Source organism: Vreelandella maris, assembly GCF_013371085.1.
Classification (GTDB): Bacteria; Pseudomonadota; Gammaproteobacteria; order Pseudomonadales; family Halomonadaceae; genus Vreelandella; species Vreelandella maris.
Genome location: NZ_JABWCV010000010.1, coordinates 49,732 through 72,803, shown reverse-complemented (window position 1 = coordinate 72,803; position 23,072 = coordinate 49,732). Strand labels below are relative to the sequence as shown.

19 protein-coding genes, 1 tRNA gene, 1 other RNA gene and 2 pseudogenes are annotated in these 23,072 nt (G+C 50.3%); 13 read left to right on the top strand and 10 right to left on the bottom strand.

Annotated elements, in window-relative coordinates; genetic code table 11:
- Positions 1-459: 459 nt before the first annotated feature.
- The 4 genes from HUO07_RS10535 (at position 460) to HUO07_RS22195 (ending at position 4,304) form a co-directional block, all read left to right on the top strand.
- Positions 460-1,474 (top strand): IS630 family transposase gene (locus HUO07_RS10535; protein ID WP_176303525.1). Its coding sequence is split into 2 segments (ribosomal slippage): positions 460-855 and positions 857-1,474, totalling 1,014 coding nucleotides; the frame shifts between segments, so codons are not numbered across the junction.
- Positions 1,443-3,212 (top strand): PHA/PHB synthase family protein, encoded by a 1,770-nt coding sequence (locus tag HUO07_RS10530; RefSeq protein WP_246286618.1) that lies wholly within the window; start codon positions 1,443-1,445, stop codon positions 3,210-3,212. The genes HUO07_RS10535 and HUO07_RS10530 overlap by 32 nt, the downstream gene beginning before the upstream one ends.
- A gap of 391 nt (positions 3,213-3,603) precedes the next feature.
- The gene (locus HUO07_RS10525; RefSeq protein ID WP_176303524.1) at positions 3,604-3,858 is read left to right on the top strand and encodes a hypothetical protein; all 255 of its coding nucleotides are present in this window, start codon (positions 3,604-3,606) and stop codon (positions 3,856-3,858) included.
- Between the two features lie 173 nt (positions 3,859-4,031).
- Positions 4,032-4,304, top strand: a complete 273-nt coding sequence (locus tag HUO07_RS22195) for a helix-turn-helix domain-containing protein (protein ID WP_422822684.1) — start codon at positions 4,032-4,034, stop codon at positions 4,302-4,304.
- A 76-nt stretch (positions 4,305-4,380) separates the two neighbouring features.
- On the opposite strand, the gene HUO07_RS10515 is transcribed toward HUO07_RS22195, so the two are convergent.
- The 4 genes from HUO07_RS10515 to HUO07_RS10500 form a co-directional block, all read right to left on the bottom strand.
- A complete protein-coding gene (locus HUO07_RS10515; RefSeq protein WP_176303522.1) occupies positions 4,381-5,058 on the bottom strand; it encodes a DUF2238 domain-containing protein in 678 nt (225 codons plus the stop codon).
- A 16-nt stretch (positions 5,059-5,074) separates the two neighbouring features.
- Complete coding sequence (locus tag HUO07_RS10510) at positions 5,075-7,807, bottom strand: HAD-IC family P-type ATPase (protein ID WP_176303521.1); 2,733 nt, start codon at positions 7,805-7,807, stop codon at positions 5,075-5,077.
- Positions 7,808-7,941: 134 nt separating this feature from the next.
- On the bottom strand, positions 7,942-8,964 hold the full coding sequence (locus HUO07_RS10505) for a zinc-dependent alcohol dehydrogenase family protein (RefSeq protein ID WP_176303520.1): 1,023 nt from the start codon (positions 8,962-8,964) through the stop codon (positions 7,942-7,944).
- A gap of 284 nt (positions 8,965-9,248) precedes the next feature.
- The gene (locus HUO07_RS10500) at positions 9,249-9,752 is read right to left on the bottom strand and encodes a hypothetical protein (RefSeq protein ID WP_176303519.1); all 504 of its coding nucleotides are present in this window, start codon (positions 9,750-9,752) and stop codon (positions 9,249-9,251) included.
- A gap of 538 nt (positions 9,753-10,290) precedes the next feature.
- Here HUO07_RS10500 and HUO07_RS10495 point away from each other — a divergent pair.
- From HUO07_RS10495 to HUO07_RS10470, 6 genes are all read left to right on the top strand, one after another.
- Positions 10,291-10,650, top strand: a complete 360-nt coding sequence (locus HUO07_RS10495; protein WP_176303518.1) for a hypothetical protein — start codon at positions 10,291-10,293, stop codon at positions 10,648-10,650.
- A 59-nt stretch (positions 10,651-10,709) separates the two neighbouring features.
- Complete coding sequence (locus HUO07_RS10490) at positions 10,710-11,168, top strand: hypothetical protein (RefSeq protein ID WP_176303517.1); 459 nt, start codon at positions 10,710-10,712, stop codon at positions 11,166-11,168.
- Positions 11,169-11,371: 203 nt separating this feature from the next.
- The gene (locus HUO07_RS10485; RefSeq protein WP_246286617.1) at positions 11,372-11,707 is read left to right on the top strand and encodes a TraR/DksA family transcriptional regulator; all 336 of its coding nucleotides are present in this window, start codon (positions 11,372-11,374) and stop codon (positions 11,705-11,707) included.
- A gap of 20 nt (positions 11,708-11,727) precedes the next feature.
- Positions 11,728-13,575, top strand: coding sequence for an ATP-dependent zinc metalloprotease FtsH (gene ftsH, locus HUO07_RS10480; protein ID WP_176303515.1), 1,848 nt, complete (start codon positions 11,728-11,730; stop codon positions 13,573-13,575).
- Positions 13,576-13,667: 92 nt separating this feature from the next.
- The gene (locus HUO07_RS22135) at positions 13,668-14,600 is read left to right on the top strand and encodes a DnaJ C-terminal domain-containing protein (RefSeq protein WP_176303514.1); all 933 of its coding nucleotides are present in this window, start codon (positions 13,668-13,670) and stop codon (positions 14,598-14,600) included.
- Between the two features lie 3 nt (positions 14,601-14,603).
- A complete protein-coding gene (locus HUO07_RS10470; RefSeq protein ID WP_176303513.1) occupies positions 14,604-14,918 on the top strand; it encodes a chaperone modulator CbpM in 315 nt (104 codons plus the stop codon).
- A gap of 147 nt (positions 14,919-15,065) precedes the next feature.
- On the opposite strand, the gene HUO07_RS10465 is transcribed toward HUO07_RS10470, so the two are convergent.
- Entirely contained in the window at positions 15,066-16,181 is a 1,116-nt protein-coding gene (locus tag HUO07_RS10465) for an ABC transporter permease (protein WP_176303512.1), read from the bottom strand.
- Between the two features lies 1 nt (position 16,182).
- The gene (locus tag HUO07_RS10460) at positions 16,183-17,487 is read right to left on the bottom strand and encodes an ABC transporter permease (protein ID WP_422822683.1); all 1,305 of its coding nucleotides are present in this window, start codon (positions 17,485-17,487) and stop codon (positions 16,183-16,185) included.
- 86 nt (positions 17,488-17,573) lie between these two features.
- Here HUO07_RS10460 and HUO07_RS10455 point away from each other — a divergent pair.
- The 3 genes and pseudogenes from HUO07_RS10455 to HUO07_RS10445 form a co-directional block, all read left to right on the top strand.
- Positions 17,574-18,430 (top strand): annotated as a pseudogene (locus HUO07_RS10455) (IS3 family transposase); the annotation flags it as partial.
- Positions 18,431-18,723: 293 nt separating this feature from the next.
- On the top strand, positions 18,724-19,803 hold the full coding sequence (locus HUO07_RS10450; protein ID WP_176303511.1) for an IS110 family RNA-guided transposase: 1,080 nt from the start codon (positions 18,724-18,726) through the stop codon (positions 19,801-19,803).
- A 15-nt stretch (positions 19,804-19,818) separates the two neighbouring features.
- A pseudogene (locus HUO07_RS10445) lies at positions 19,819-20,115 on the top strand (IS3 family transposase); the annotation flags it as partial.
- Positions 20,116-20,774: 659 nt separating this feature from the next.
- On the opposite strand, the gene HUO07_RS10440 reads toward HUO07_RS10445, so the two are convergent.
- From HUO07_RS10440 to HUO07_RS10425, 4 genes are all read right to left on the bottom strand, one after another.
- The gene (locus HUO07_RS10440) at positions 20,775-20,951 is read right to left on the bottom strand and encodes a hypothetical protein (RefSeq protein ID WP_176303510.1); all 177 of its coding nucleotides are present in this window, start codon (positions 20,949-20,951) and stop codon (positions 20,775-20,777) included.
- A gap of 685 nt (positions 20,952-21,636) precedes the next feature.
- Positions 21,637-21,733, bottom strand: an RNA gene (ffs, locus tag HUO07_RS10435) — signal recognition particle sRNA small type.
- Between the two features lie 52 nt (positions 21,734-21,785).
- Positions 21,786-21,862, bottom strand: a tRNA-Met gene (locus HUO07_RS10430).
- Positions 21,863-21,961: 99 nt separating this feature from the next.
- Entirely contained in the window at positions 21,962-22,897 is a 936-nt protein-coding gene (locus HUO07_RS10425; RefSeq protein ID WP_176303509.1) for a choline ABC transporter substrate-binding protein, read from the bottom strand.
- Positions 22,898-23,072: the final 175 nt, after the last annotated feature.

The following is a 23,072-nucleotide window of genomic DNA, read 5'->3' as shown; positions in this document are numbered from 1 at the left end:
AGGGCTAAATTAAATCTTTATCCTTCTTTTTCTCAATGGCTACATTACAAGCCATGATATATTTATAGCGCAAATACTTTTATTTAAAAGGTGGCACATGTAATCAAAAAGCACTAATACGCAAAAAAAATTGATCCAGAGCAATTAAAATCAGCTTCACCACAACTCACCTATAAAATGTTAGGAAAATTATTGTGTAGTAGCTAATTTCGACCCATATTAATCCTATCAATAGAATTCATGTCACAATGATTTTTCGTTATTGCTTTTGTTATATATATGGGCAGCTTAAAGCACAGTGGCATCAGCGACACTTGATACTCAGGTGAAGTGAATAAATATAGGCAAGCAAGTGTTATTGATAGATAAATTAACGCTCAGCTTTTAAGGTTAATAAGTAGCCGAACATAAATTTTCCGCTATGCTTATAATCCTAACAATTGAACCAGAACGGTGAGCATGACATTCCGCTTTGTACTACCTCTGTCCGACACCGACCTTCAGGCGCTCATGACCACCCATACGTATGGAAAAAAGCCTGCCTTACGTCGCCGTGCCCATGCCATCGTGTTGAGCCATCAAGGACACACTATCAACCAGATTTGCAACATCCTGTCTGTCACACGAGAGACGGTCTCGCTCTGGTTCGATGCTTGGGAAGCACAGGGTCTCGAAGGACTCAGTGATAAGCCTCGTACGGGTCGTCCTTCTATCTACAGCGACGAGGAGCGAGAACGGTTACGGGCGCTTATAGAAGAACAGCCTCACCAGCTGAAAGCGATCCAGGCGCAACTCCAGCAGGAAACGGGAAAATGTTCGAGCACCATGACGATCAAGCGAGCCTTAAAAAAAACTGGGGTATAGCTTCAAACGCGCTCGGCAATCTCTTAAGGATGGACGTGACGAGACGGATTTTCGTAATACCCAAGGCCTACTGGCCGAGCTTCAGCGCTGGGAAGCTCGGGGCGAAGCTGACCTGTACTACTTCGATGAGTCTGGCTTTTCCCAGTCGTCGGTCTTGCCTTACACCTGGAGTCCCGTCGGATATCCTCGAAAGATGCCCGCTTACTCACGCAGTCAGCGTTTGAATGTACTGGGCTTTCTGAGTCGCCAAGGCAAGCTGATTTACCATTCGACAACAGACACAGTCACCACCGAGGTGGTTATTGAAGCCTTTGATCACTTTATTACCTGCAAATCGCCGGATAACTTTGCCATTGTGGCGATGGACAACGCCAGTGTTCATCGCTCGGCCCTGTTTCAGCGCAAGCGACAGGAGTGGCTGAATCAGCGGGTTTATGTGATCTACCTTTCCTCCTATTCGCCAGAATTGAACCTAATCGAGATTCTCTGGCGCAAGGTAAAGTATGAGTGGTTGCCACTAACAGCTTATGAAAGCTTCCATTCTCTAAGACATCATGTGCAGAAGGTGTTGTCAGGCTATGGCAGAGAATATCGGATTTCTTTTGTATAGGTACTTAGTAATGTTTTATGATGAGACACAATACCAACATTTGGACAGGCTGGTACGAGCATCACTGGCAGGGCTAACACTCGGCATTTCTCCTACATCGGCCATGCTGACTTACTTGGACTGGCTATCAAGCCTCCAGCTTTCTCCTGGAACTCAGGCTCATCTAGTACAAAAAGCAATGAAGAAACAGCTACGCTTGCTGTCTTGGGCCAGCCATTCGGCTTTCGACCCCAATGCCACAGCTTGTATTGATCCCCTGCCCCAGGATCGGCGTTTTCGTGCCCCTGCCTGGCGTTACTTCCCCTACAATCTGCTTTATCAAGGCTTTCTTCTTCAACAGCAGTGGTGGCATAACGCCACCACCGGACTACGCGGCTTATCCCCGCATCACGAGCAGGCAGTAGAATTCGGAGCCCGCCAGTGGCTTGATGTGTTCTCGCCCTCCAATTTTTTGCTGACTAATCCCGCTGTGCTCCAAAAAACCGTTGAGAGCGCTGGAGCCAACTTAATACGAGGCCTGCAGCACTACTGTGAAGATATTCAAAACCACTATCTTGGCAAAAGGTCAGCGGGTGCTGAAATGTATGTCGTGGGAGAAAATGTAGCTATCACGCCGGGCAAGGTTATCTTTCGCAACCATCTGATCGAGCTAATCCAATACGCCCCTACTACAAAAGAAGTACATGCGATGCCTATACTCATTGTGCCTGCATGGATCATGAAGTATTACATCCTGGATTTGTCCCCCCATAATTCGCTTGTTAAGTACTTAGTCGATCATGGCCATACGGTTTTTATAATTTCCTGGCGCAACCCAACAGCCGAAGATCGCGATATTGGGATGGATGACTATCGCCAACAAGGGATTCTGGCGAGTCTTGATGTCATCGAAAACCTAATTCCTAGTCAGAAGATACATGCAGTAGGCTACTGCCTGGGTGGCACCCTGTTGGCCATTACCGCCTCTGCGATGGCGAGAAATGGAGATAATCGCTTAGCCTCAATGACACTATTCGCCGCGCAAACGGACTTCCGAGAAGCTGGCGAACTGATGCTATTTATTGACGAAAAGCAGCTCGCCTTCCTTGAAGACTTAATGTGGGCTCAGGGCATTCTCGATACGAAACAAATGTCAGGGGTATTCCAGATACTGCGCTCCAACGATTTAATCTGGTCCAGGGTTGTGAACGAGTATTTGCTAGGCACAAGGCAGCCCATTAACGATCTTCTCGCCTGGAACACCGATGCAACGCGCATGCCCTACCGTATGCATTCTGAATATTTGCGTACCCTATTTTTAAATAATGACTTAGCCGAAGGACGCTTGCGGGTAGAAGGCCGCCCGGTGGCGCTTAGCGATATACAAATACCTATTTTCTGTGTTGGCACAGAGTGGGACCATGTCGCACCATGGCGATCCACCTATAGGTTGCACCTTCTTGCAGATGCACCGGAGATTACTTTTTTGCTCACTAGCGGTGGTCATAACGCGGGTATTATTAGTCCCCCTGAACAATCGCATCGGCATTATCGAATAGCCACCGCCTTTGAAGGTGACGCCTATATTGATCCAGACACTTGGCTGGAGCGTACAGCAATTAAGCCAGGCTCCTGGTGGGGTGCATGGCAATCATGGTTGGCAGCAAGGTCAGGCCCCCTTGTCGAGGCACCCGACGTGGGTTCACAAATCTACCCACCTCTCGAAAACGCCCCCGGCAGCTATGTCAGAAAAGCATAGCTTCTGTATGGCTAGCTGATGAAGACGCTATTTATTTTGTGTTCTTTGAGCCTGGCTAGCTAACGATACTGACCGTCGCCCACTAATATATAGCGGGATCAACCCTCTACGATTAGAGAAATAATACATACAAAACGATAGGTAATAACTTTTAGCGGCTTCAGCAATCAGATATAAGCCTTAATACGTAATCCTACAAACTCCATACCTCATCCCCTATAAGACCTAATATATTTACTGCATCACGCTTCAAAGAAGCGCTATAAAATTATTTCATAACCTGCAGGATTTTCATATTGCCTAAATTCGTAAGTGAATACTACAATCAAGTAGTACTTACCTACCATTTTATGCAACTGTTAGCAGCAGTAGAGCACTGGAGAAATAAAACATGGAAGTACGAAACAGTCTAGGCAATTTAAACACACATCAAAAACAGCTATTTCATTTCCACTCACTTCTAGCACCACAAGATTTAATCAATCTCTCTCAACCTGTATTGACATTGCGAAAAAAGAATACGTTAGCTTATCAAGGAAAAGCGTTTCATTCTTTACACATTGTGCAGTGCGGCACATTAAAACAAACGATTCGCTATAATGATAAAATCGAACAGCTTTCACAAGTCTTTTCCCTGGCGATATAATAGGTCTAGATGCTATTGGAGAAGGAACTTATTGTGGCACTATCGCTGCCATTGAAACCTCAGGCTTGTACCAAATTCCGTTTAGCAATATTGAAGAATTACCTGTTTCTCATTCAAGCCATATACAGTTACTGCGCTGCTTGAGTAGAGCAATATGCTTTGAACACTCGCATATGTGGCAAATGATTAGCCAACCATCAGACGTTCGCCTTGCCTGCTTTTTTATTACTATCTCATGTAAATTTAGCGCTCAGGGATACTCCCCTTACTGCTTCAAATTAGCTATGTCACGAAAAGAAATTGCCGACTATCTCTGCATGGCCAATGAAACGCTCAGCCGACTCGTCAGCTGTTTTCAGCAGCGAGGTATATTATCAGCTCATGGGCATGAGTACTGCTTACTAAACCCTACAGAATTAGCTGACATTGCTGAAAGAAACAAATGAGGATGAAAACTACTACCCCTAACTTCAATAATGCAATTAATTTATGTAAAGAGCCACTTCACACTCTTCACCCGGCCTACTTACTGAAGACTGAGTTAATATTAACTAACAAATAGTGCACTGACACACTCAGTGTACTTGCTATGAAAGCTCCTAAAAGTGCTAACGCCATATCCTTCTGCGCATCCCAAATATCCCCCTGGGCTCCTAGGTATGACTCCCCCAACTCTTTCGGAAAAAACACAACCGACAGCCACTCTATAATTTCATAAAATGCTGAATGGGATAAAATCAGCATCACAGGTAGCAGGTGCCATAAAACTGATTCATATGGTTGGCGTCTTTTCACAAGATCCTTCATCAGTGGGAAAAGTAGCAGCCCATAAAGAAAATGTACCCAGCGGTCGTACTGATTACGCTCAAAGCCAAACTGTTGGTCCAGAGAAAAACCAAGCAGGGTTCTCAACCACTGGTCATAGGGCACTTCAGAATAAGTATAGTGAGCACCAATTTCATGAAATACTAAAAACAGAAAAATGCTTAGCCACGCCAGACGCGAGACACCACCCAGATACCATAACCCACCTAATATGGGCACCGCGGCAAACACCAGAATATTTTCAAGTAGCCAATCTGAACGGTAATGAGGCGCTATGGCCAGCCATATCCAAAACATCAAAAAGCCAGCAAATAGCCATACAGGAAACGGATCAAGCGTTAGTAGCCGAGCACGTACTTGCTTAATCCTAAACACACTCCCCAACCTCTGTTTATTGTCTTAGCCAGCCTGTTCGGCGCATCACAATTTTCTCGACTTCCAATATAGCCATCATAACCATGCCGATGCAGATGACTAATACACCATCCAAAAATGATAACGACCGCGTATCGAAAAGGGCCTGCATAGCAGGCCAGTAGGTAAACATCGCCTGAGCAACTATTACCACAGCGACAGCAGACAGCACAGCGGGGGTACCCAATAGCCCCTGCCAACTAAATGAGGTGTAGTGTAGATAGCGTACGTTAAATAGATAAAAAATTTCCAATACGACGATCAAATTGACCACTAAGGTGCGAGCCATCGCAAGCTCATCCCCACGCCCTAGTGAGTAAAAAAATACGCCCAACACCGCTGCCAAAAACAGGAACGACACAAGCGCTACCCGCCAGATCAGAAAAGGTGTCAACAATCCTTGATTGGCGGGCCTAGGGCGGCGCTGCATGACATTAGGCTCTGCTGGCTCGAATGCTAGTGCTAGGCCAAGGGTGCCCGCTGTAACCAGATTAATCCACAAAATCTGCACCGCAGACATCGGCATTGAAAAGTTAAACAGAATAGCGGTAATGACCGCCAATACCTCACCGCCATTAGTGGGTAGTGTCCACGCGGTTACTTTGCGGATATTGTCATAGACAACTCGCCCTTCATTCACTGCAGCGACAATGGAGGCGAAGTTATCATCCAGTAAGACCATCTGGGAGGCCTCCTTCGCGGCATCAGTACCTTTATGCCCCATGCCAACGCCGACATTTGCCTGCTTCAACGACGGCGCATCATTAACGCCATCGCCGGTCATGGCCACTATCGCCCCCGTCGACTGCAAGGCACGAACGATACGCAGTTTATGTTCAGGGTTGGTGCGCGCAAACACACTGACTTCGGTCACGATAGCAGGCAGGTCAGTGTCTGAAATGTCATCGAGTTCACGCCCCGTCAGGACGCGTGGATCCTCTCCAAATCCTAGCTGCCGCGCAATCGCCGCGGCCGTCTCAGCATGATCACCGGTAATCATTTTCACCGCAACACCCGCCGAGTGGCACTCTTTAATGGCGGCCACCGCCTCTTCGCGTGGGGGGTCAATAAACCCTATCAGACCAATGAAGACGAGCCCATCCAGGTCGGAAAAAGCCAACTTATCAGCATCTGGAGCTACTGCTTTAACAGCAAAGCCGAGCACTCTTTCTCCCTGGGCGGCTGCGTTCGCGACCTTGGCGCCCCAGGCGTCCCGGTCTAGCGATGCCGTCCCTTCACCATCTAACTGAGCGACACAGCGCTGCAGTAGTTCGTCGGGGGCGCCCTTGACAAAAATCCGCCCATCGCCTGCTGAATGGCGGTTAAGCGTGGCCATTAAGCGATGTTTGGCATCAAAGGGGATCTCATAAAGCCGCGACCATTCATGGCGGGTCAGCTCCGGCTCCAACCCGGCTTTCATCGCCAACGCTACCAGCGCTCCCTCCATAGGGTCACCCATCACATGCCAGGCACCATTTTCATGGTTCAACTGGGCATCGTTGCAAACGACTCCCGCCAATACTAAGCAACCACTCTCTAGCCGCTGTTTATCCGCAGCTGCGTCATCGGTAGAAGCAGCTTCCAGCCGCCCTTCCGGTACATAGCCCGAGCCTGTCACCGCAAATCGACCATGAGAAACTTCCAGTCGTCGTACTGTCATCTCGTTGCGCGTCAATGTACCGGTCTTGTCGGAACAAATAACTGAAGTAGCGCCAAGCGTTTCCACCGCCGGTAGCTGTCGGATCGCTGCATGACGACGTGCCATGCGCTGCACGCCGATAGCCAATGTAATGGTGATGACCGCTGGCAAACCTTCAGGAATAGCCCCCACCGACAGAGCAACGACAGCTATCAGCGCATCCGGCCATGCATAGCCACGTACTAATACCGCAAAGGCAAAGAGTACAGCCGCCACCGCCAGGGTGATCCAAGTAAACTGCTTTCCAAAATGATTAATCTGGCGCAGCAGCGGTGTGGTCAAGGGCTGCACCTCTCGCAACAAAGCACTGATGCGCCCGATTTCCGTAGCCCCCCCCGTTGCGACAACGACACCTAGCCCTTGCCCAGCAGCCACCAGCGTACCCGAATAGGCCATTGAGTGCCGGTCACCTAGCGCAGCTTCCTTGGGCGCTGGTGCTTCCCGCTTTTCTGCCGCCACCGACTCGCCCGTTAGAATGGCTTCTTCGATGCGTAAAGCACTCGTACGAATAAGCCGCAGGTCAGCAGGGACCCGCTCCCCTGGCTCAAGCGACACGATATCCCCAGGTACAATCTCTTTGACAGGTACCTTGAACCGCCTTCCCTCTCTTATCAGATAGGCGTGGGGGGCGATAAGATTGTGGATCGCGCTCAGCGCCTTTTCCGCCTTACCTTCCTGAATAAAACCGACCACGGCGTTGACTAAGACCACCGCCGCAATGACCGCAGCGTCGACAACATGCCCCAGTAATGATGCGGCAATCGCTGCCGCTAACAGAAAATAGATTAATGCATTATGAAAATGCGCGAGAAAGCGAAGCAGCAGGTGGCGGCCAGCCACTTTCGGTAATTGATTGCGTCCGTAATTAGTCAAGCGCCTGGCCGCTTCGTCTGCTGTCAGCCCCGATGATGAAGTCTTCAAGTCCGCAAGTACCTCATCAATATGCCTAGCATGAACCCCCAAAGACGAGTTATCTAATAACAAACTGGTATCGGCAGTAGGCGTCTCCATCCTGACTCCCTGGCAGACGTATCCAAGAGGAATAAGCAATCATTGTTACAGATCACCACCGTCACGGTATCGACTTCATCACGGGCATGGCAGCAAGCAAAGTGATCATGGTGAGTGAAAGCAAAATACCCAACTTACGAATCGACATCGAGCATCTCAGATGCTGGCGGTGTCTCCATCACCAATACTGCAGCGCCGGTTAATTTGCCTTCCCTGAGATCCTTAAGCGCTTCATTAGCAGCGTGGAGCGGATAGCAGGTTGTGCTAGTTTGTAGGGTCGTTTTGGAGGCCAGCGATAAAAACGCCTTACCGTCCTGGCGGGTCAGATTGGCTACTGAACGTAACTGGCGCTCTCCCCAGAGTAGCGCATAAGGGAAAGAGGGAATGTCACTCATATGTATACCGCCACAGACAACAACTCCCCCTTTGCGCACGGCACGGAGTGCAAGGGGGACCAGCTCCCCCACGGGTGCAAAAATGATAGCGGCATCCAGGGGCACCTCCGGCAACTGTTCAGAGCTACCTACCCACATCGCGCCCAAGTGTTGCGCAAATCGTTGAGACGCCTCATCGCCCGGGCGAGTAAAGGCGTACACTTCTACGCCCTGCCTTTTTGCAACCTGAGCCACGATATGCGCCGCCGCGCCAAAGCCATAAATACCGAGACGCTGCAGGTCATCGCCACACATGACTAGAGAACGATAGCCGATCAGACCGGCACACATCAGTGGAGCTGCTTCTACAGCGCTATAGTCGGGGCCGATTGAAAAGCAGAAGCGATGATCCGCCAGCGTGTACTCAGCAAAGCCACCATCAATCTGGTAGCCAGTAAAACGCGCTTGATCACAAAGGTTCTCCTGCCCATGTAAACAGTAACGGCATTCACCGCAACTATACCCTAGCCAGGGTATGCCCAAACGTATTCCCTTCTCTAGTGACACACCAGGTCCACACTCGACAACACGACCAATAATTTCGTGACCAGGAATAATCGGATAATGGATGTCTGGCAGTTCTCCATCGAGTAGATGCAGGTCAGTACGACACACGGCACACGCCTCTACTTTAAGCAGTACCTGCCCCGGCCCTGGCGTAGGAATCACCCTTTCATGACACTGCAAAGGCCCACCCTGTTTCTCAAGCACCATGACCTTCATGCGACTTCCCTAAGCACGTAAACTACAGTTTAATTAACATCCTCTTACCTAGCTTTTGTCCGCGACTTTTTCGCACGAACCCATGCCTCGTTCACAATAACTATTAGTAGAGTATGAATAGTTATAGCGTAAACTTTCTTGAAGAGAAGCTCCTCCAGCAAATAAACGCACTTACTCATAACAGCATTGATCTAACGCAAAAAATCCTGTCAACATGGCTCGCTCTGCGTCAGTAGACATATGCTTCTCCATATACAGAGGTTGTGAACGAAGCGGCGCTTTACTCACATCGCAAGACTTAACTCAGAAGAGCCTACTCCCCAGTGCTCGCGGCACTCTCGAAGCACGAGACACTCTTTCGTTTTTTGTGTCACAAAATCGAATAATGGTTGGTGTAATTCAGGCGTCGCATTCGTTTCAAGCAGCCAACCAAAGAACGTACACGTCGCTTCAGCGGCTTTTTCGGCATTCACTAGTAAGTATTGCCCCATATTTTCATCTACAACGAAGAAGTGCTTACTAATTTTATTGAAAAATGGAGGTTCTTTTTGGTGGTTAGCATTCACGCACGCGCCAAGCTCCATCTGACGAGCCACTTCCTGCAAACTGCAGAGTCTATGCACACACTCCATACCAATCGCATCCATCAGGCGACTAATAGGTGGATCAAAGGGCAGAAAACTCAGTGCCAAGCCCCGGTAGCGATTTAGCTCAAGTACCTCATGCAAATAAGCTAAGTTCAGCTGGTCTTGAGGTAGATAAGTAAGTGCTGTCAAGTTATCCATCATTAAGGACCTCTAATCATATAAAAAAATAGCCCAACAATGGGCCGCTTTTCAAAAGGTATCCTAGTGTGAGGTAAAGCTCGTTTTCTATGATTCCGGTCAACTTTCTATATCAATATTAAAAAATTAATTCTCATTAAAAGCCTACTCATTATTTTAACCAACCAACAATTAATATTTTATTACTATAGCAATAACTAAAATACTAATCATTCAAATTACCATTTTCAAAATAAAACGCCCCCATTCTTAGCAGCGGCTCTCTCCTTGAAATCAAGTATACTATTCATGAAATATTTCAAGCTATAAAGCTGACGACGGTCAAATTTTTGTACACCTATGTCATCTATACTATTTGAAAGATATGACTGGGGGGGGGGGGGGGGGGGGGGGGGGGGGGGGGGGGGGGGGGGGGGGGGTACTAGCTAACTGTTTGTATAGGCATAATAAAACGTCAATGTTGGTTGGCTGGTAAAAACATAAAATATTACAACAACATTAAAGCCATCTATACGGCCTTACCTTCAAAGAGGACAATAAAATGGTAACCTCAAGTCTTACAAAACAGCCAGTGGAAGCACCCGTCACAGAAAACTTGCTCGTTTTGTGGTCTCAACCTTGGATGGAATCCACTAACACAGCGATTAAGTTACAGCGCATTTGGTTAGAAACACTGAATGACGCAACGCGTCACGAACTCGATTTCTTTGCAACCGTAGCGGTTTCCTGCAACAAGCTGACAAGCTGCATGCTGGGTCTTGAGGGTCTGCTAACGCCGTCATCTATGATGTCCTGCTATCATGAAATCACTGGTGACATGACAGAAGCGACGTTAAAACGCGTGCATAAGGTATCAAAGCTCAGTGATGATCTAAGAGAGCGCATTTGGTGTGAAATCTAAAAATTCTGCGAGGATCGCGCGACTTTTTCTAAAGGACTAACCTGAGATAGGACAAGAACATGACGGTTGAAACCATCAAAGACATACTGGAGCTGACCCGACGGTTGCATGCCAATCTGGCCGATAAACTAAAGTGCGCCGCCAAGGATGCTCAGCAAGAAAAGCTACGCATGTTACTTGACTATCTTTCCCAACATGAACAAGAGCTTAGCAGGGCCATAGCGCTGAGCGAGAAAGATACTGAGAAAGCTGTGCTCCAAACGTGGTGTGCAGAGTATTTTGACAAGCATCCTTTCAAGCTTGAAACATTGGGCAATTTAGACTTTGCCAACATGAGCACCGGCGATGTCATGCGCTCTTTATTAGCAGTACATGATCGTATTATTGATCTCTATCGCTATTTATCGACGCGGGCTGAAGTCTCGTCCACTGAGGAATTATTGAATGGCCTCCTCGCTTTGGAGCAACATGAAATCATGCGCATGATACGAGACGCGGAAAAGTTGGAAGATCTTTAGTCACAGCGACAAGTTCTAGTGCTCATGCTATTCGACCTTGCTCAGAAAGCCGCGATGGTATACCACCACCGTCGGCCCGATTAAAACAGGTCTGAGCATAACGCGAGCTGTACCAAGTGTATTAGATGCCCTATACCGCTCAATAGAGCAACTTACTAACCAACATTAACGGGTACATCATGCCTGCTCAAGATAGAAAGGCCTTGCTAGACAACCTACGGTTAGAGCTCAAAGCCCGCATCCATCACTATGAAGAACACCAGCATCGAAGCAGTGGCGCTCTGAATAAGGATCTCGATGATCAAGCGCTAGAGGTTCAAAACGACGAAGTGGTCGCACGGCTGGAGGAAGAAGCCAGACTAGAACTGGCCCAGGCCGAACACGCCTTGGCACGCATCGCTGCCCAGGTCGGAGACTTCTGCGAGGAATGCGGCAAGCCCATCGCACCAGATCGTCTCAAGGCATTGCCCTACACAACCCGCTGCAAAAACTGCGCGACCAGTAACGAGGGCGAATCCTCCTCCAATAAGGCCTTCTAGGAAGCTGCATTGAGGTTAGCATGGACAAACGTTACCAAGCATATATCCTCTTTTTTATTTTCGGCTATATTTTTGTCCTATTGGCTCAGGATTTCATTGCGGAGGGGCGTTCCTACGAACCGATTCCCTATTCCGAGTTTCGTCATCATCTTGAGCAAGGCATTATCAACACGCTTGATGTTAGTTCAGAGCGGATCAAAGGCACCTACAATACGCCACTCTCCGACGGTACTACTGGCTTCACCACCTATCGCATCGACCCGACCTTGGCCAATGACCTAGCCCAATACGATGTCACTTTCAATGGTGCGCCTAGTGAGTCATGGCTGACCTCTTTGCTTTCTTGGCTCTTGCCGTTCCTGCTCGTATTCGCTATCTGGGGATTTTTCCTGCGCCGTATGGTATCAAGTCAGGGAGGCCTCGGCAGCATGATGACACTGGGCAAATCGAAAGCCCGTGTTTATGTTGAAACCGAAACCAAGGTGACCTTCGCCGACGTGGCTGGCATTGACGAAGCCAAGGATGAACTCAAGGAAGTAGTGGCTTTTTTGCGTGACCCACAGCGTTACGGACGACTAGGCGCCCACGTGCCAAAGGGCATTCTGCTGGTCGGCCCTCCTGGCACTGGCAAGACCCTGCTGGCCCGTGCCGTGGCTGGCGAAGCTGGCGTTCCCTTCTTTTCGATTTCAGGGTCCGAGTTCGTAGAGATGTTCGTCGGCGTGGGGGCAGCCCGAGTTCGAGACCTCTTTGAGCAAGCTGCAAAAGCCACGCCATGTATCATTTTTATTGATGAATTGGATGCACTCGGCGGCGCCCGAGGGCTTGGTATGCTCGGTGGCGGTCATGACGAAAAGGAACAGACCCTCAACCAGCTACTAACTGAGCTAGATGGCTTTGATACATCATCCGGGATTGTACTTCTGGCCGCGACTAACCGACCCGAGATCCTTGATCCCGCCCTGCTGCGTGCAGGACGCTTCGACCGTCAGGTTTTGGTCGATCGCCCCGAGCGTCGGGGACGTATTGCCATACTCAATGTACATCTAAAACACCTCAACAGGCTGGCGTCTGATGTCGATGCCGAGCAGATAGCCGCCTTGACCCCAGGGTTTACCGGTGCTGATCTAGCCAACTTGGTCAATGAAGCGGCTCTGCTAGCCACGCGCCGTGATGCCGATGCGGTGACATTAAGCGATTTTACACTCGCCGTGGAGCGCATCGTTGCTGGACTGGAGAAGAAAAGCCGTGTGCTTAATGAACATGAGCGACGCGTAGTAGCGCATCACGAAATGGGCCATGCGCTCGTCGCCGCTTCGTTGCCTGGAATGGACCCTGTACACAAAATCTCTATCATTCCACGTGGGGTGGGCGCCTTGGGCTATACAATCCAGCGCCCAACAGAGGAGCGTTTCCTGCAAACGGTTGCCGACCTAAAGAGTCGCATGGCAGTGCTGATGGGCGGCCGAGCCGCCGAACGCATGATTTTCAATGAAATCTCCACTGGAGCGGCTGATGACTTGGCCAAGGTGACCGATATTGCCCGTAGCATGGTCACCCGGTTCGGAATGAGTGAGGAAGGCGGTCAAGTCATTTATGAGGAAGACCGGCAAGCTTTTCTAGGCGACAAATTTGGGCTCGCAAAGCCCAAGACCTACTCCGAGGAAACAGCGCGTGAAATCGATACTGCCATACGCAGGCTGGTCGACGACGCTTTTGATAGCGCCACCCAGATACTGACCCGCCGTCGCAAGGTACTGGAGACCGGTGCCGCCATGCTGCTGGAGCGCGAGACGCTGACCGCCCAAGATTTTCCTCCCATCGGGGAAGTAGCAGAGATAGCTGACAGACCAGCGACGGATCGCATATAAAGCACTCTTGACCCGTAGGTACGATAGGCTCGACTAAAAAAACATAATGACTACTTTGGCTAACCTAACCTCGAACATGTATGGAGTGATTCGTGGAGTTCAAAGATTATTATCAAATACTTGGGATCGATAGAGCTACCGCCATCCCCGACATCAAGAAGGCCTATCGCAAGTTGGCGCGCAAATATCATCCTGATATTAGCAAGGAGCCCGATGCTGCCCTGCGTATGCAGGAAATCAATGAGGCTAAGGCGGTGCTTACCGATCCCGAAAAACGAGCGGCTTACGACCAACTGGGAGAGCATTATCGTGCTGGGCAGGAGTTCCGACCGCCGCCAGATTGGGATGCAGGTTTCGAGTTCTCGGGCAGAAATTACGAAGATGTCGATCTTGGTGAGTTCAGTGACTTCTTCACCGATCTGTTTAGCCATGTTGGTCGGCGAGGCACCAGATCACATCACCGTATGCGTGGATTGGATCGTCATGCGAAAGTTTTCATCGACTTGCGCGACGCCTATGACGGTGCAACTCGCACGGTGACTTTGCATGCGCCACAGACTGATCCACAAGGACATGTCTACCTTCAGCAGCACAATCTCAATGTGCGCATTCCTAAGGGTATCACTGAAGGTCAGCATATCCGCTTAGCGGGTCAAGGCCACCCTGGTGCAGGTGGGGGCGAGGCCGGTGACCTTTATCTGGAAATACACTTTACACCGAACCCCGACTATCGCGTGGAAGGCAAAGATGTGTTCGCAACCCTGCTGATTGCACCTTGGGAGGCAGCTCTCGGCACGTCTCTCACGATACCCACACCCTCTGGACAGGTTCAACTGAAAGTGCCCAAAGGTTCCCAAAGCGGTAGAAAGTTACGATTGAAAGGCCGAGGTATTCCCTGTTCTGAGCCTGGTGATCTCTATTTCGTCCTGAACGTGGTATTACCTCCGGCCAATACCGATAAGGCACGCCAACTGTATGAAAGTATGGCGCGTGATATACCATTCAACCCGCGGCAAAAGAGGTAGATCATGGTTGAAAACAACATAGTCGATGGTGAAATACTCGACGAAGCTACCCTTACACTGGAAGAGTTCGCGCATGCATGCGCCGTAGAAAGGCAATGGGTGAAAGAGCGGGTCGAGAGCGGCATGCTCGGCGATAGAACTCACTACGTCTCTCAATGGCGATTCACCAGCCACGATCTTATTCGGGCTCGCCGCCTTCGCCAAATGGAGTACGATTTCGATGCTGTTCCAGAACTCGCAGCTCTGGTCGCCGACTTGTTTGAGGAGAATGAGCGGCTAAAAGGACGGCTCAGAGCGGCTGGACTACCCTTCTATTAAGTCGTTAGTCCATGGCCACTTATGGAGCTGACCTGATTACTTGATAAATGCTGTATTGATTTACGTTGCCTTAATTTACGTTGCCGTTGATCCCCTGCTCCAGGGTTTGTTCGGCCATAAACAACGCGCCAAAAGTAGCGGGCGGGATCATTCTTGTGCTTTTCTGAGCCTTAACAGAGCGGCCAAAAAAAACGCGCTGCCAATGATGGCCAGCGCCAACAAATGCGGCCAGACAATTCCCAATCCGGCGCCACGAAAGAGAATGGCCTGAGCAAGTTCGACAAAGTGAGTGGTCGGGGCGACAAACATGATGCGCTGCACAAGCTCAGGCATGCTTTCACGCGGGGTCATCCCACCCGACAGAATCTGCAGGGGAATCAGTACCAGAATGATTAACAGGCCCAGTTGCGGCATTGAGCGCGCCAACGTGCCGAGGAAAATCCCCATTGATGTGGTCGCAAATAGCAGTAGCGTGGCGCCGAAAAGATAGAGCGTCTGCGAGCCGCGAAGAGGTACTTGCAGCCAACCCTCGACGATGATGCGTAGTGCGAAGACCGAAGCCAACAGCACGATCAACCCCATCGACCAGACCTTGGCCAACATGATCTCGAACGAGGTGACCGGCATGACCAACAAATGCTCAATGGTGCCGTGCTCTCGTTCACGGATCAACGCTGCTCCTGTCAGGATAATCGACAACATGGTGATTTGATTGATAGCTTCATTAATGGCGCCGAACCAACTTCGGTTGAGATTAGCGTTGAATTCAGCACGAACTACTGCCTCAATGCGGCCCGGCGATGGGTGCTGGTATGTTCCGATGAAATCGGCCACCTCATCACTGATAATCCGCTGAATATGCCCAGCTCCCGTAAATGCCTGACTGATCTGGGTAGCGTCGACATTCAACTGAATGGTCGGCTGTCGAGCGGCCAGCAGATCACGCTGAAAGTTAGGAGGAATATTAAGTGTAAAGGTATAACGCCCCGCATCCATGCCACGATCCATCTGGCCAATATCGATAAATTCAGGCGGCAAAAAATAGGGAAGCTGAAAGGCATTAACAATACGTAAGGATGCCTGAGACCGATCCTCGTCGACAATGGCCACGCTAGCTCGGAATGGCGCCTCCGGCTCGCCAGTGGCACTCAGGTAGATCCCCAAAGTGAACGAGTAAATGATCAGTAACATCAGAGCCGGGTCGCGATACAGGCTGCGTATTTCTTTGATACCCAGTTGCAGAATATTGGCAAGCCTGGCCATCTCAGCGCTCCTGTTTCCTGAGACCCAAAACACTCAATAACGTCAGTACGGGGATGGTGATCAGCAGGGCCAGAAAATACGGTGTCAGATCTCCCAGACTGAGCGCTTTGGAAAACACGCCTCGGCTGATAATCAAAAAATGGCTGGTGGGATAGATATGTCCAATGACAGCCGCACCCCCTTGCAGCGCGGAAACTGGAGAGAGTAGCCCCGAAAACTGGATCGCAGGCACCAGTGTAGCGATGGCGGTACCGAAGATAGCGGCAATCTGACTATGCAGAACCGATGACATCAACAATCCCATCCCCGTGGAACAGATGACATAGAGCAGCGCGCCTAGGCTCAATGTCAGCAGGCTACCCTTCACCGGCACACCAAAGGCCAACACGGCGAACGCCACCAGGGTGACGAAATTGATCATCGCCAGCATGATGTAGGGCAACTGTTTGCCGAGCAGAAATTCCAACCGAGAAACCGGCGTAACGTAGAGATTGATAATAGAGCCGAGCTCCTTCTCACGTACGACTCCCAAGGCAGTCAGCATCGCAGGTATCAACATGAGCAGCAGTGGGATCATCGCCGGGGCCATGGCTGGCAGACTTCTAACGTCGGGATTGTAGCGGTAGCGAATGGCAATCTCGACGGGAGGAGAAAAAGCTCCAGCCCCTTCGCTCAAGCGAGCCAAGGTGTCCGCATGAATCCCCTCGACATACCCCTTGATAGTATCGGCCCTGACCGGCATGGAACCATCGACCCAGTAAGCAACTTTGGGCACATTGCCACGCTTGAGATCACGGCCAAACCCTGGCGGAATTTCCACCGCCAGGCTGATGTCGCCGCTGCGTAGACGCTGCTGTACATCTGAGTAGTCGGTCAGAGGAGGCTTCTCAGTGAAGTAACGCGATCCCGTTAGATTGAGAGAATAGGCTTGGCTGGTCGTGGTCTGGTCACGATCGAGCACGGCATAGGTCAGATGTTCGACATCCATATTGATGCCATAACCCATGATAAACATTAGGATCAGACTACCCAGCAGCGCCAGCGTAGCGCGTATCGGGTCGCGACGTAGCTCCAGAGTCTCTCGGTGGGTGTAACTGAACATTCGGCGCAGGCTAACGGTCAGCCTGCCAGACCGGGTCGCCGGGTGCGATTCTAGAGAGGCAGTTGTCGGCTTTTCGGACTCGGCTTCCTCTAACTTGCTAGCCTCTTTCAGGTACGCCATAAAGGTAGCTTCTAGTGTGGGTAAGCCACGCGACGCTAGTAGCTTCTCAGGGGTGTCGGTAGCCAATACGCACCCGGCATGCATCAAAGCAATCCGGTCGCAGCGCATTGAATCGCCCCAGGTTTCATAGACACCTCCAGCCCTTATACTAAAGGTATCTAGGAGGAACCATGAGCCATCCCCGCTACACTGAAGAGTTCAAAATCGAAGCCGTCAAACAGGTGGTAGAGCGCGGCCATCGCGTGGCCGAGGTCGCTGAGCGGCTAGGCGTGTCAGGTCACAGCCTATACAACTGGATTAAGCGCTACGATAAGCCGGTAGAACAACGGCAAGAGGATGATGATCTCCAAGCTGAAAACCGTCGTTTGAAGGCCGAACTCAAGCGCGTATCAGAAGAGCGAGACATATTAAAAAAGGCCACCGCGTACTTCGCCAGGGAGTCCGACTGAGGTACGCGTTTATTCAAAATTATGCGAGCCAATATTCGGTACGTCGCTTGTGTCAGATGATGGAAGTGCATCCCAGCGGTTACTACGCATGGTGTAAAAAAGCGCTCTCTAATCGAGCTCGGGAAGATGAGCGCCTGCTGGGATTGATCAAGCACTCCTGGCTTGAAAGCGGCGGTGTATATGGCTATCGCAAGGTCTACCAGGACTTGCGTGAAGCTGGTGAAGCTTGTGGAAAGCACCGTGTGGCGCGTCTTATGAGTAGGGAAGGTTTACGCTCTCAGACGGGCTATCGACGTCGCCCTGGCGGCTATGGCGGTGGAAAACCGGCTGTTGTATCCCCTAACTATTTAGACCGTCAGTTTGAAGTAACAGCGCCCAATGTTGCTTGGGTGACGGACATCACGTACATCCGCACTTACGAAGGCTGGCTTTACTTAGCGGTAGTTATCGACCTGTTTTCTCGTCAAGTGGTTGGCTGGTCGATGAAGTCTCGCATGACCACGGAGTTGGTACTGGATGCTTTGTTATCAGCAGTCTGGCGACGCAAGCCACAAGGAACGGTGATGGTGCATTCGGATAGTAAGACTACAAGGTGCCAGGTGTTTCTGGGTTGATCCGGCACTTATAGTAATTGACCTATTCTGAAGACCTGGTGCCGTGAGGGCTCCCGGGTCTCCTGACCCACATTCCGATCGACCCGGGTAGTGTGTCTTTCCTTGGACCTGTCGGTGACCCGGGAGCACTGGCGGCGAGGTTTCGCCTCGTCGAAGCATGTGACCCAAGAAGGGCCTGACAGCCTGTCTCATTACTGTCGTGTCCAGGCTATCGAACTCGGTGAAGCCATCCTGAATAAATAGCTTGGAGATCCACCATGAGTCAGCAACCCAGTGATCGCTCTGTCATTATCGGCGGTGTTGATACCCACAAAGAGCTGCATATGGCCGCCGTCGTGGATGCCCATGACCGTGTGCTTGGCACCGCCAGCTTTCCTACCACCCGGCATGGCTACAAGACTATGCTGACCTGGATGCGCTCCTTCGGCGAGCTCAGCCGGGTGGGGATTGAATGCACCGGCACCTATGGAGCTGGCCTGCTGCGCTACTTACAGCACGCAGGCATCACTATCTTGGAAGTCACGACACCCGATAAGACCGTACGGCGCAAGCGCGGCAAGGATGACGCAATCGATGCAGAGAATGCCGCTCATGCGGCCTATGCGGGTATTCGCACTGTCACCCCGAAGACACGTGACGGGATGATCGAGTCCTTGCGTGTCCTGAAGGTTTGCCGAAAAACTGCGGTCGCGGCTCGCCGTGTGGCCCTCCAGATGATCCAGACTCAAGTGGTCTCGGCGCCAGAGGAACTGCGCGATCTGTTGAGGAACATGACGCGAATGCAGCTGCTTCGGACACTGGCGGCATGGCGACCCGATTTGAACGGGTACCGGGATGTCACGATGGCTTACCGCATTGCCCTGAAATCTCTCGCGCGCCGCTACCTGGAACTGCACGACGAGATTGCCGATTTGGACGTCATGATCAAGGCTATCGTCGATGAGCTGGCACCAAAGTTGGTGTCGCGAACGGCAGTAGGCTACGAGACGGCCGCACAGCTACTGATCACGGCAGGCGACAATCCGGACCGCCTTGGCTCAGAAGCCAGCTTTGCGGCGCTATGTGGCGTTAGTCCTATTCCTGCCTCGTCAGGTAAGACGCAGCGACACCGGCTCAACCGTGGTGGCGATCGCGCCGCCAATAGTGCGCTGCATATCATCGCCATCGGGCGGCTACGCCTGGATGCCGATACTCAGGCATACATTGCCCGGCGGGTGGGAGAGGGCCACTCCAAGCTGGAAGCCATCCGATGTCTGAAACGCTATATTGCCCGGGAGCTCTATTATGTGCTGCGCAGCCGTCATCGGGAGATCAACCAGACGCAAATCGCCACTTGACACTTAGAAGGGCGTCAAGGAAGCCAGTTTAGCAGTGGAGACTGGCAAAGCTTTCTGAAAGCGAATCACTTGGTAGGCAGCATGAGCCGACGTGGTAACTGTCATGACAACGCCGTTGCTGAAAGCTTCTTTCAACTTCTCAAGCGAGAGCGAATCAAGCGACAGACTTATTCGACACGCGAAGCGGCTAGATGTGACGTGTTCAATTACATTGAAATGTTTTACAACCCAAAGCGCCGACACGGCACAAGTGATAACTTGTCACCGGTTGAGTATGAAAGGCGTTACTTCAAGAGCCTAACGGGTGTCTAAAATATCCGGGGCGATTCAGAACTAGGCATTGAGGCGCGTGCGCAGACGATGAGTCCTCTCATTTCACTGCTGCTCGTCCCGCTTTCTCAGCCATTCAAACTACCAGCGGATGGGCATTTAGGCTCTATATCAGGCGTCCAGTTCGTAGGGGAGCCTCAAGCGAGAGGCAGAAAATTGTGGTGCGCACATTACAATAATAGAACGTGCCACTTATGACGGCGTGCAAACTATCCCTTTGTAAATGGGCAAAGCAGGATAACTTTCTTACCCGAAAAGCGAGAGACCTCCACAGCTTTTTAGTAAAAAATAAAACTTCAATTAAGATAAATTATTATTATCCAGAGCAGTTGAAGAGTATTCTTTTACGCAGTAAACTGCATAAATCTCATATTTATTAAAAACTATGCATAAGCCTTATCAATAAATAGAGGCTATTCATAATCTGCTATCAAGATTACAGAGTATTATTTAATAGGAAAGAACGTCTTCTGACTTTCTACCAAATATTTAATCAAATAGGTTTTTCTATAACGGCTCACTAACGGTATGAATTAAAACCTAATATGCGGCTTTTTAATGAAACCATTCAAATTCCGGGCAGCCCTAATAACTCTAGGTTTGCCCGGCACTACTGAACATATCAGATCAGGCTGTTTCGCTTAAGGGTTTCTGACAGGCAACTCAGAGGGTGTTAAACTTCGTGTGTCGCTGCCTTGTTGCGGAGATTTCGATTCGGAATAAACAACTCTTCTATCTTCAACCGATCCCCTCTCAGCGAGTGCTACACCTGAGATAAGCGCTAATGTAATAATTAATGCCGCATTTAAAATTTTCATAATTTTACTCCTTTTGCTTAATTTGCTTAACTAGTGTTGTTCCACTCCCTCAGCTGAAAAGGTACTCACGAAAGCGCCTCTACGGATGATGAAGGCCCATGTAGCTTAAGCGTCAACGCCTGCTAAAACGCCTCATTACAAGAAAAAGCCTGTCACTAAGACCAACAGCCAATACATTTTTAATTCGGCGGCGAACCCATTTCAAACTCCATCTCCTTCTCACCCAGCTATCTGGTATTTCATTACATTTTTTTGGCTCCAAGCTAGTTAGACTTGTCACCAACACATACATTATTAGCTTCAATAAGACTGAAGCGCATTGCACAATTCTGTCCATTTCTTGCCTGATTTGGTGATCGCCTCTCTTGAAAAAATATAGCGCGACACATTGAAAATGTAGAATTTTTATAAACTAGGTGTGAGGAGATAAAAATGCACGGCCAACTTAACGCGGCTGGCAGTTATGGAGTATTGGTCAAATGAACGGATTCCAGAGAATATACTACCGTTTACATGTAGTCTTTTTCGGGACTAGCGAACTTAAACATTTTTTAAGGTAGGGTGGCGAAGCTTGCGGCGATATATTGCGTCATCATTTTCGTAGTAATGTTACTAAGAAATAGACTGTGCCAAGCTTTTGCAATTTAAGCTAAATTGAGGAGAGGACGACAAGAAATGGAGGCGGCCCCAAAAGCCACATCCCGGCACACGCAGCCACCACTACCGTTGCTCCCTTCCGGGCCTGGCGGGGTTCGCAGTTTAGCGTTGCGGGAGGACCTAAGGGGCCACCATAACGGCACACTCGGTTGTTAAATAAGTGTGCTAATGCTGATGTGGTGGCTACGCCCTGATTTGAACAGGGGACCCCATCATTATGAGTGATGTGCTCTAACCAGCTGAGCTACGTAGCCTTTCCTCATCAACGGGTGCAGATTATGCCTATCTTAACGATGAAAGGCAAGCCGGATTCCGGCTTGCCCTGCTAGTTAACAAAGCGTATCGAAATTGACTTATTGAATAGCAGTACGCACGGCTTCAGCCCCAGGCTCGCCGTTGCGAGTGGTCACGCCGTCTAACCACTCGTCAAGCACGCCATCATTGGCCTTCAAGTAATCACGCGCGGCATCACGGGGGTCTTCGCCATCATCCATGATCGCGCTCATTAGTTGGTTTTCCATTTCCAGGTTAAATGTCATGTTGCGCAATAGCGTGCCCACATTGGGGCACTCCTCCACAAAGCCCGCACGGGTATTGGTGTGCACCGTCGCACCGCCTAAATCTGGGCCAAAATAGTCATCGGCATCAGATAGGTAGGCCATCTCGAAGTTGGAATTCATGGGGTGCGGCTCCCAGCCTAAAAACACCATCCACTGCTCGTTGGGTACTCGGGCACTTAGCTCAGCCAGCATTCCCGCTTCGCTGGAATCGATTACCTGCCAATCGCCAAGGCCATAAGCGTCATCATCGATCATCTGCTCGATCATCTCGTTGCCGTCGTTACCCGCCTCTATGCCATGCAAGCTGCGATCAAACTTGTCGGCATGATCCGCCAGATCGTTAACCGATGTCACGCCAGCATCGTAAACATACTGGGGCACTGCGAGGGTGTACTTCGCCCCTTCCAGGTTAGCCACCAGGCGCTCAACCTCACCACGCTCGATATAGGGGTCGCTGATGGAAGCCATCGAAGGCATCCAATTACCCAGGAAGACATCAAAATCATTGTTGCGCATGCCTGCGTAGGCGATCGGCACGGAAACCGTATCCACGCTTGGTTCGTAACCAAGCCCTTCAAGTACTTCGCTGGCTAGCGCCGTCGTCGCGGTGATGTCCGTCCAGCCCACTTCTGCAAAGCGCACGCTGCTGCACTCGTCGGCGTAAGCCACAGCCGGTAGGCCTGCTGCCAGCAATAAAGCACCTGCGTAGCGTGAAGAAGTTCTGCTCATGATCGTGGTTCCCCTTAAACGTCTGCTGCGAACACTCAGTGGTGGCAGTGGTCGCATCCAGTGTAAATGTCGGCGTCTTTTTATTGATTGAACGTTCAATAAAAAAATGCCATCATGGTTAGGTAATCATGCCTGCGCCTGGGTTTCAAGCATCTACCCAAGTTAGGCATTCAAC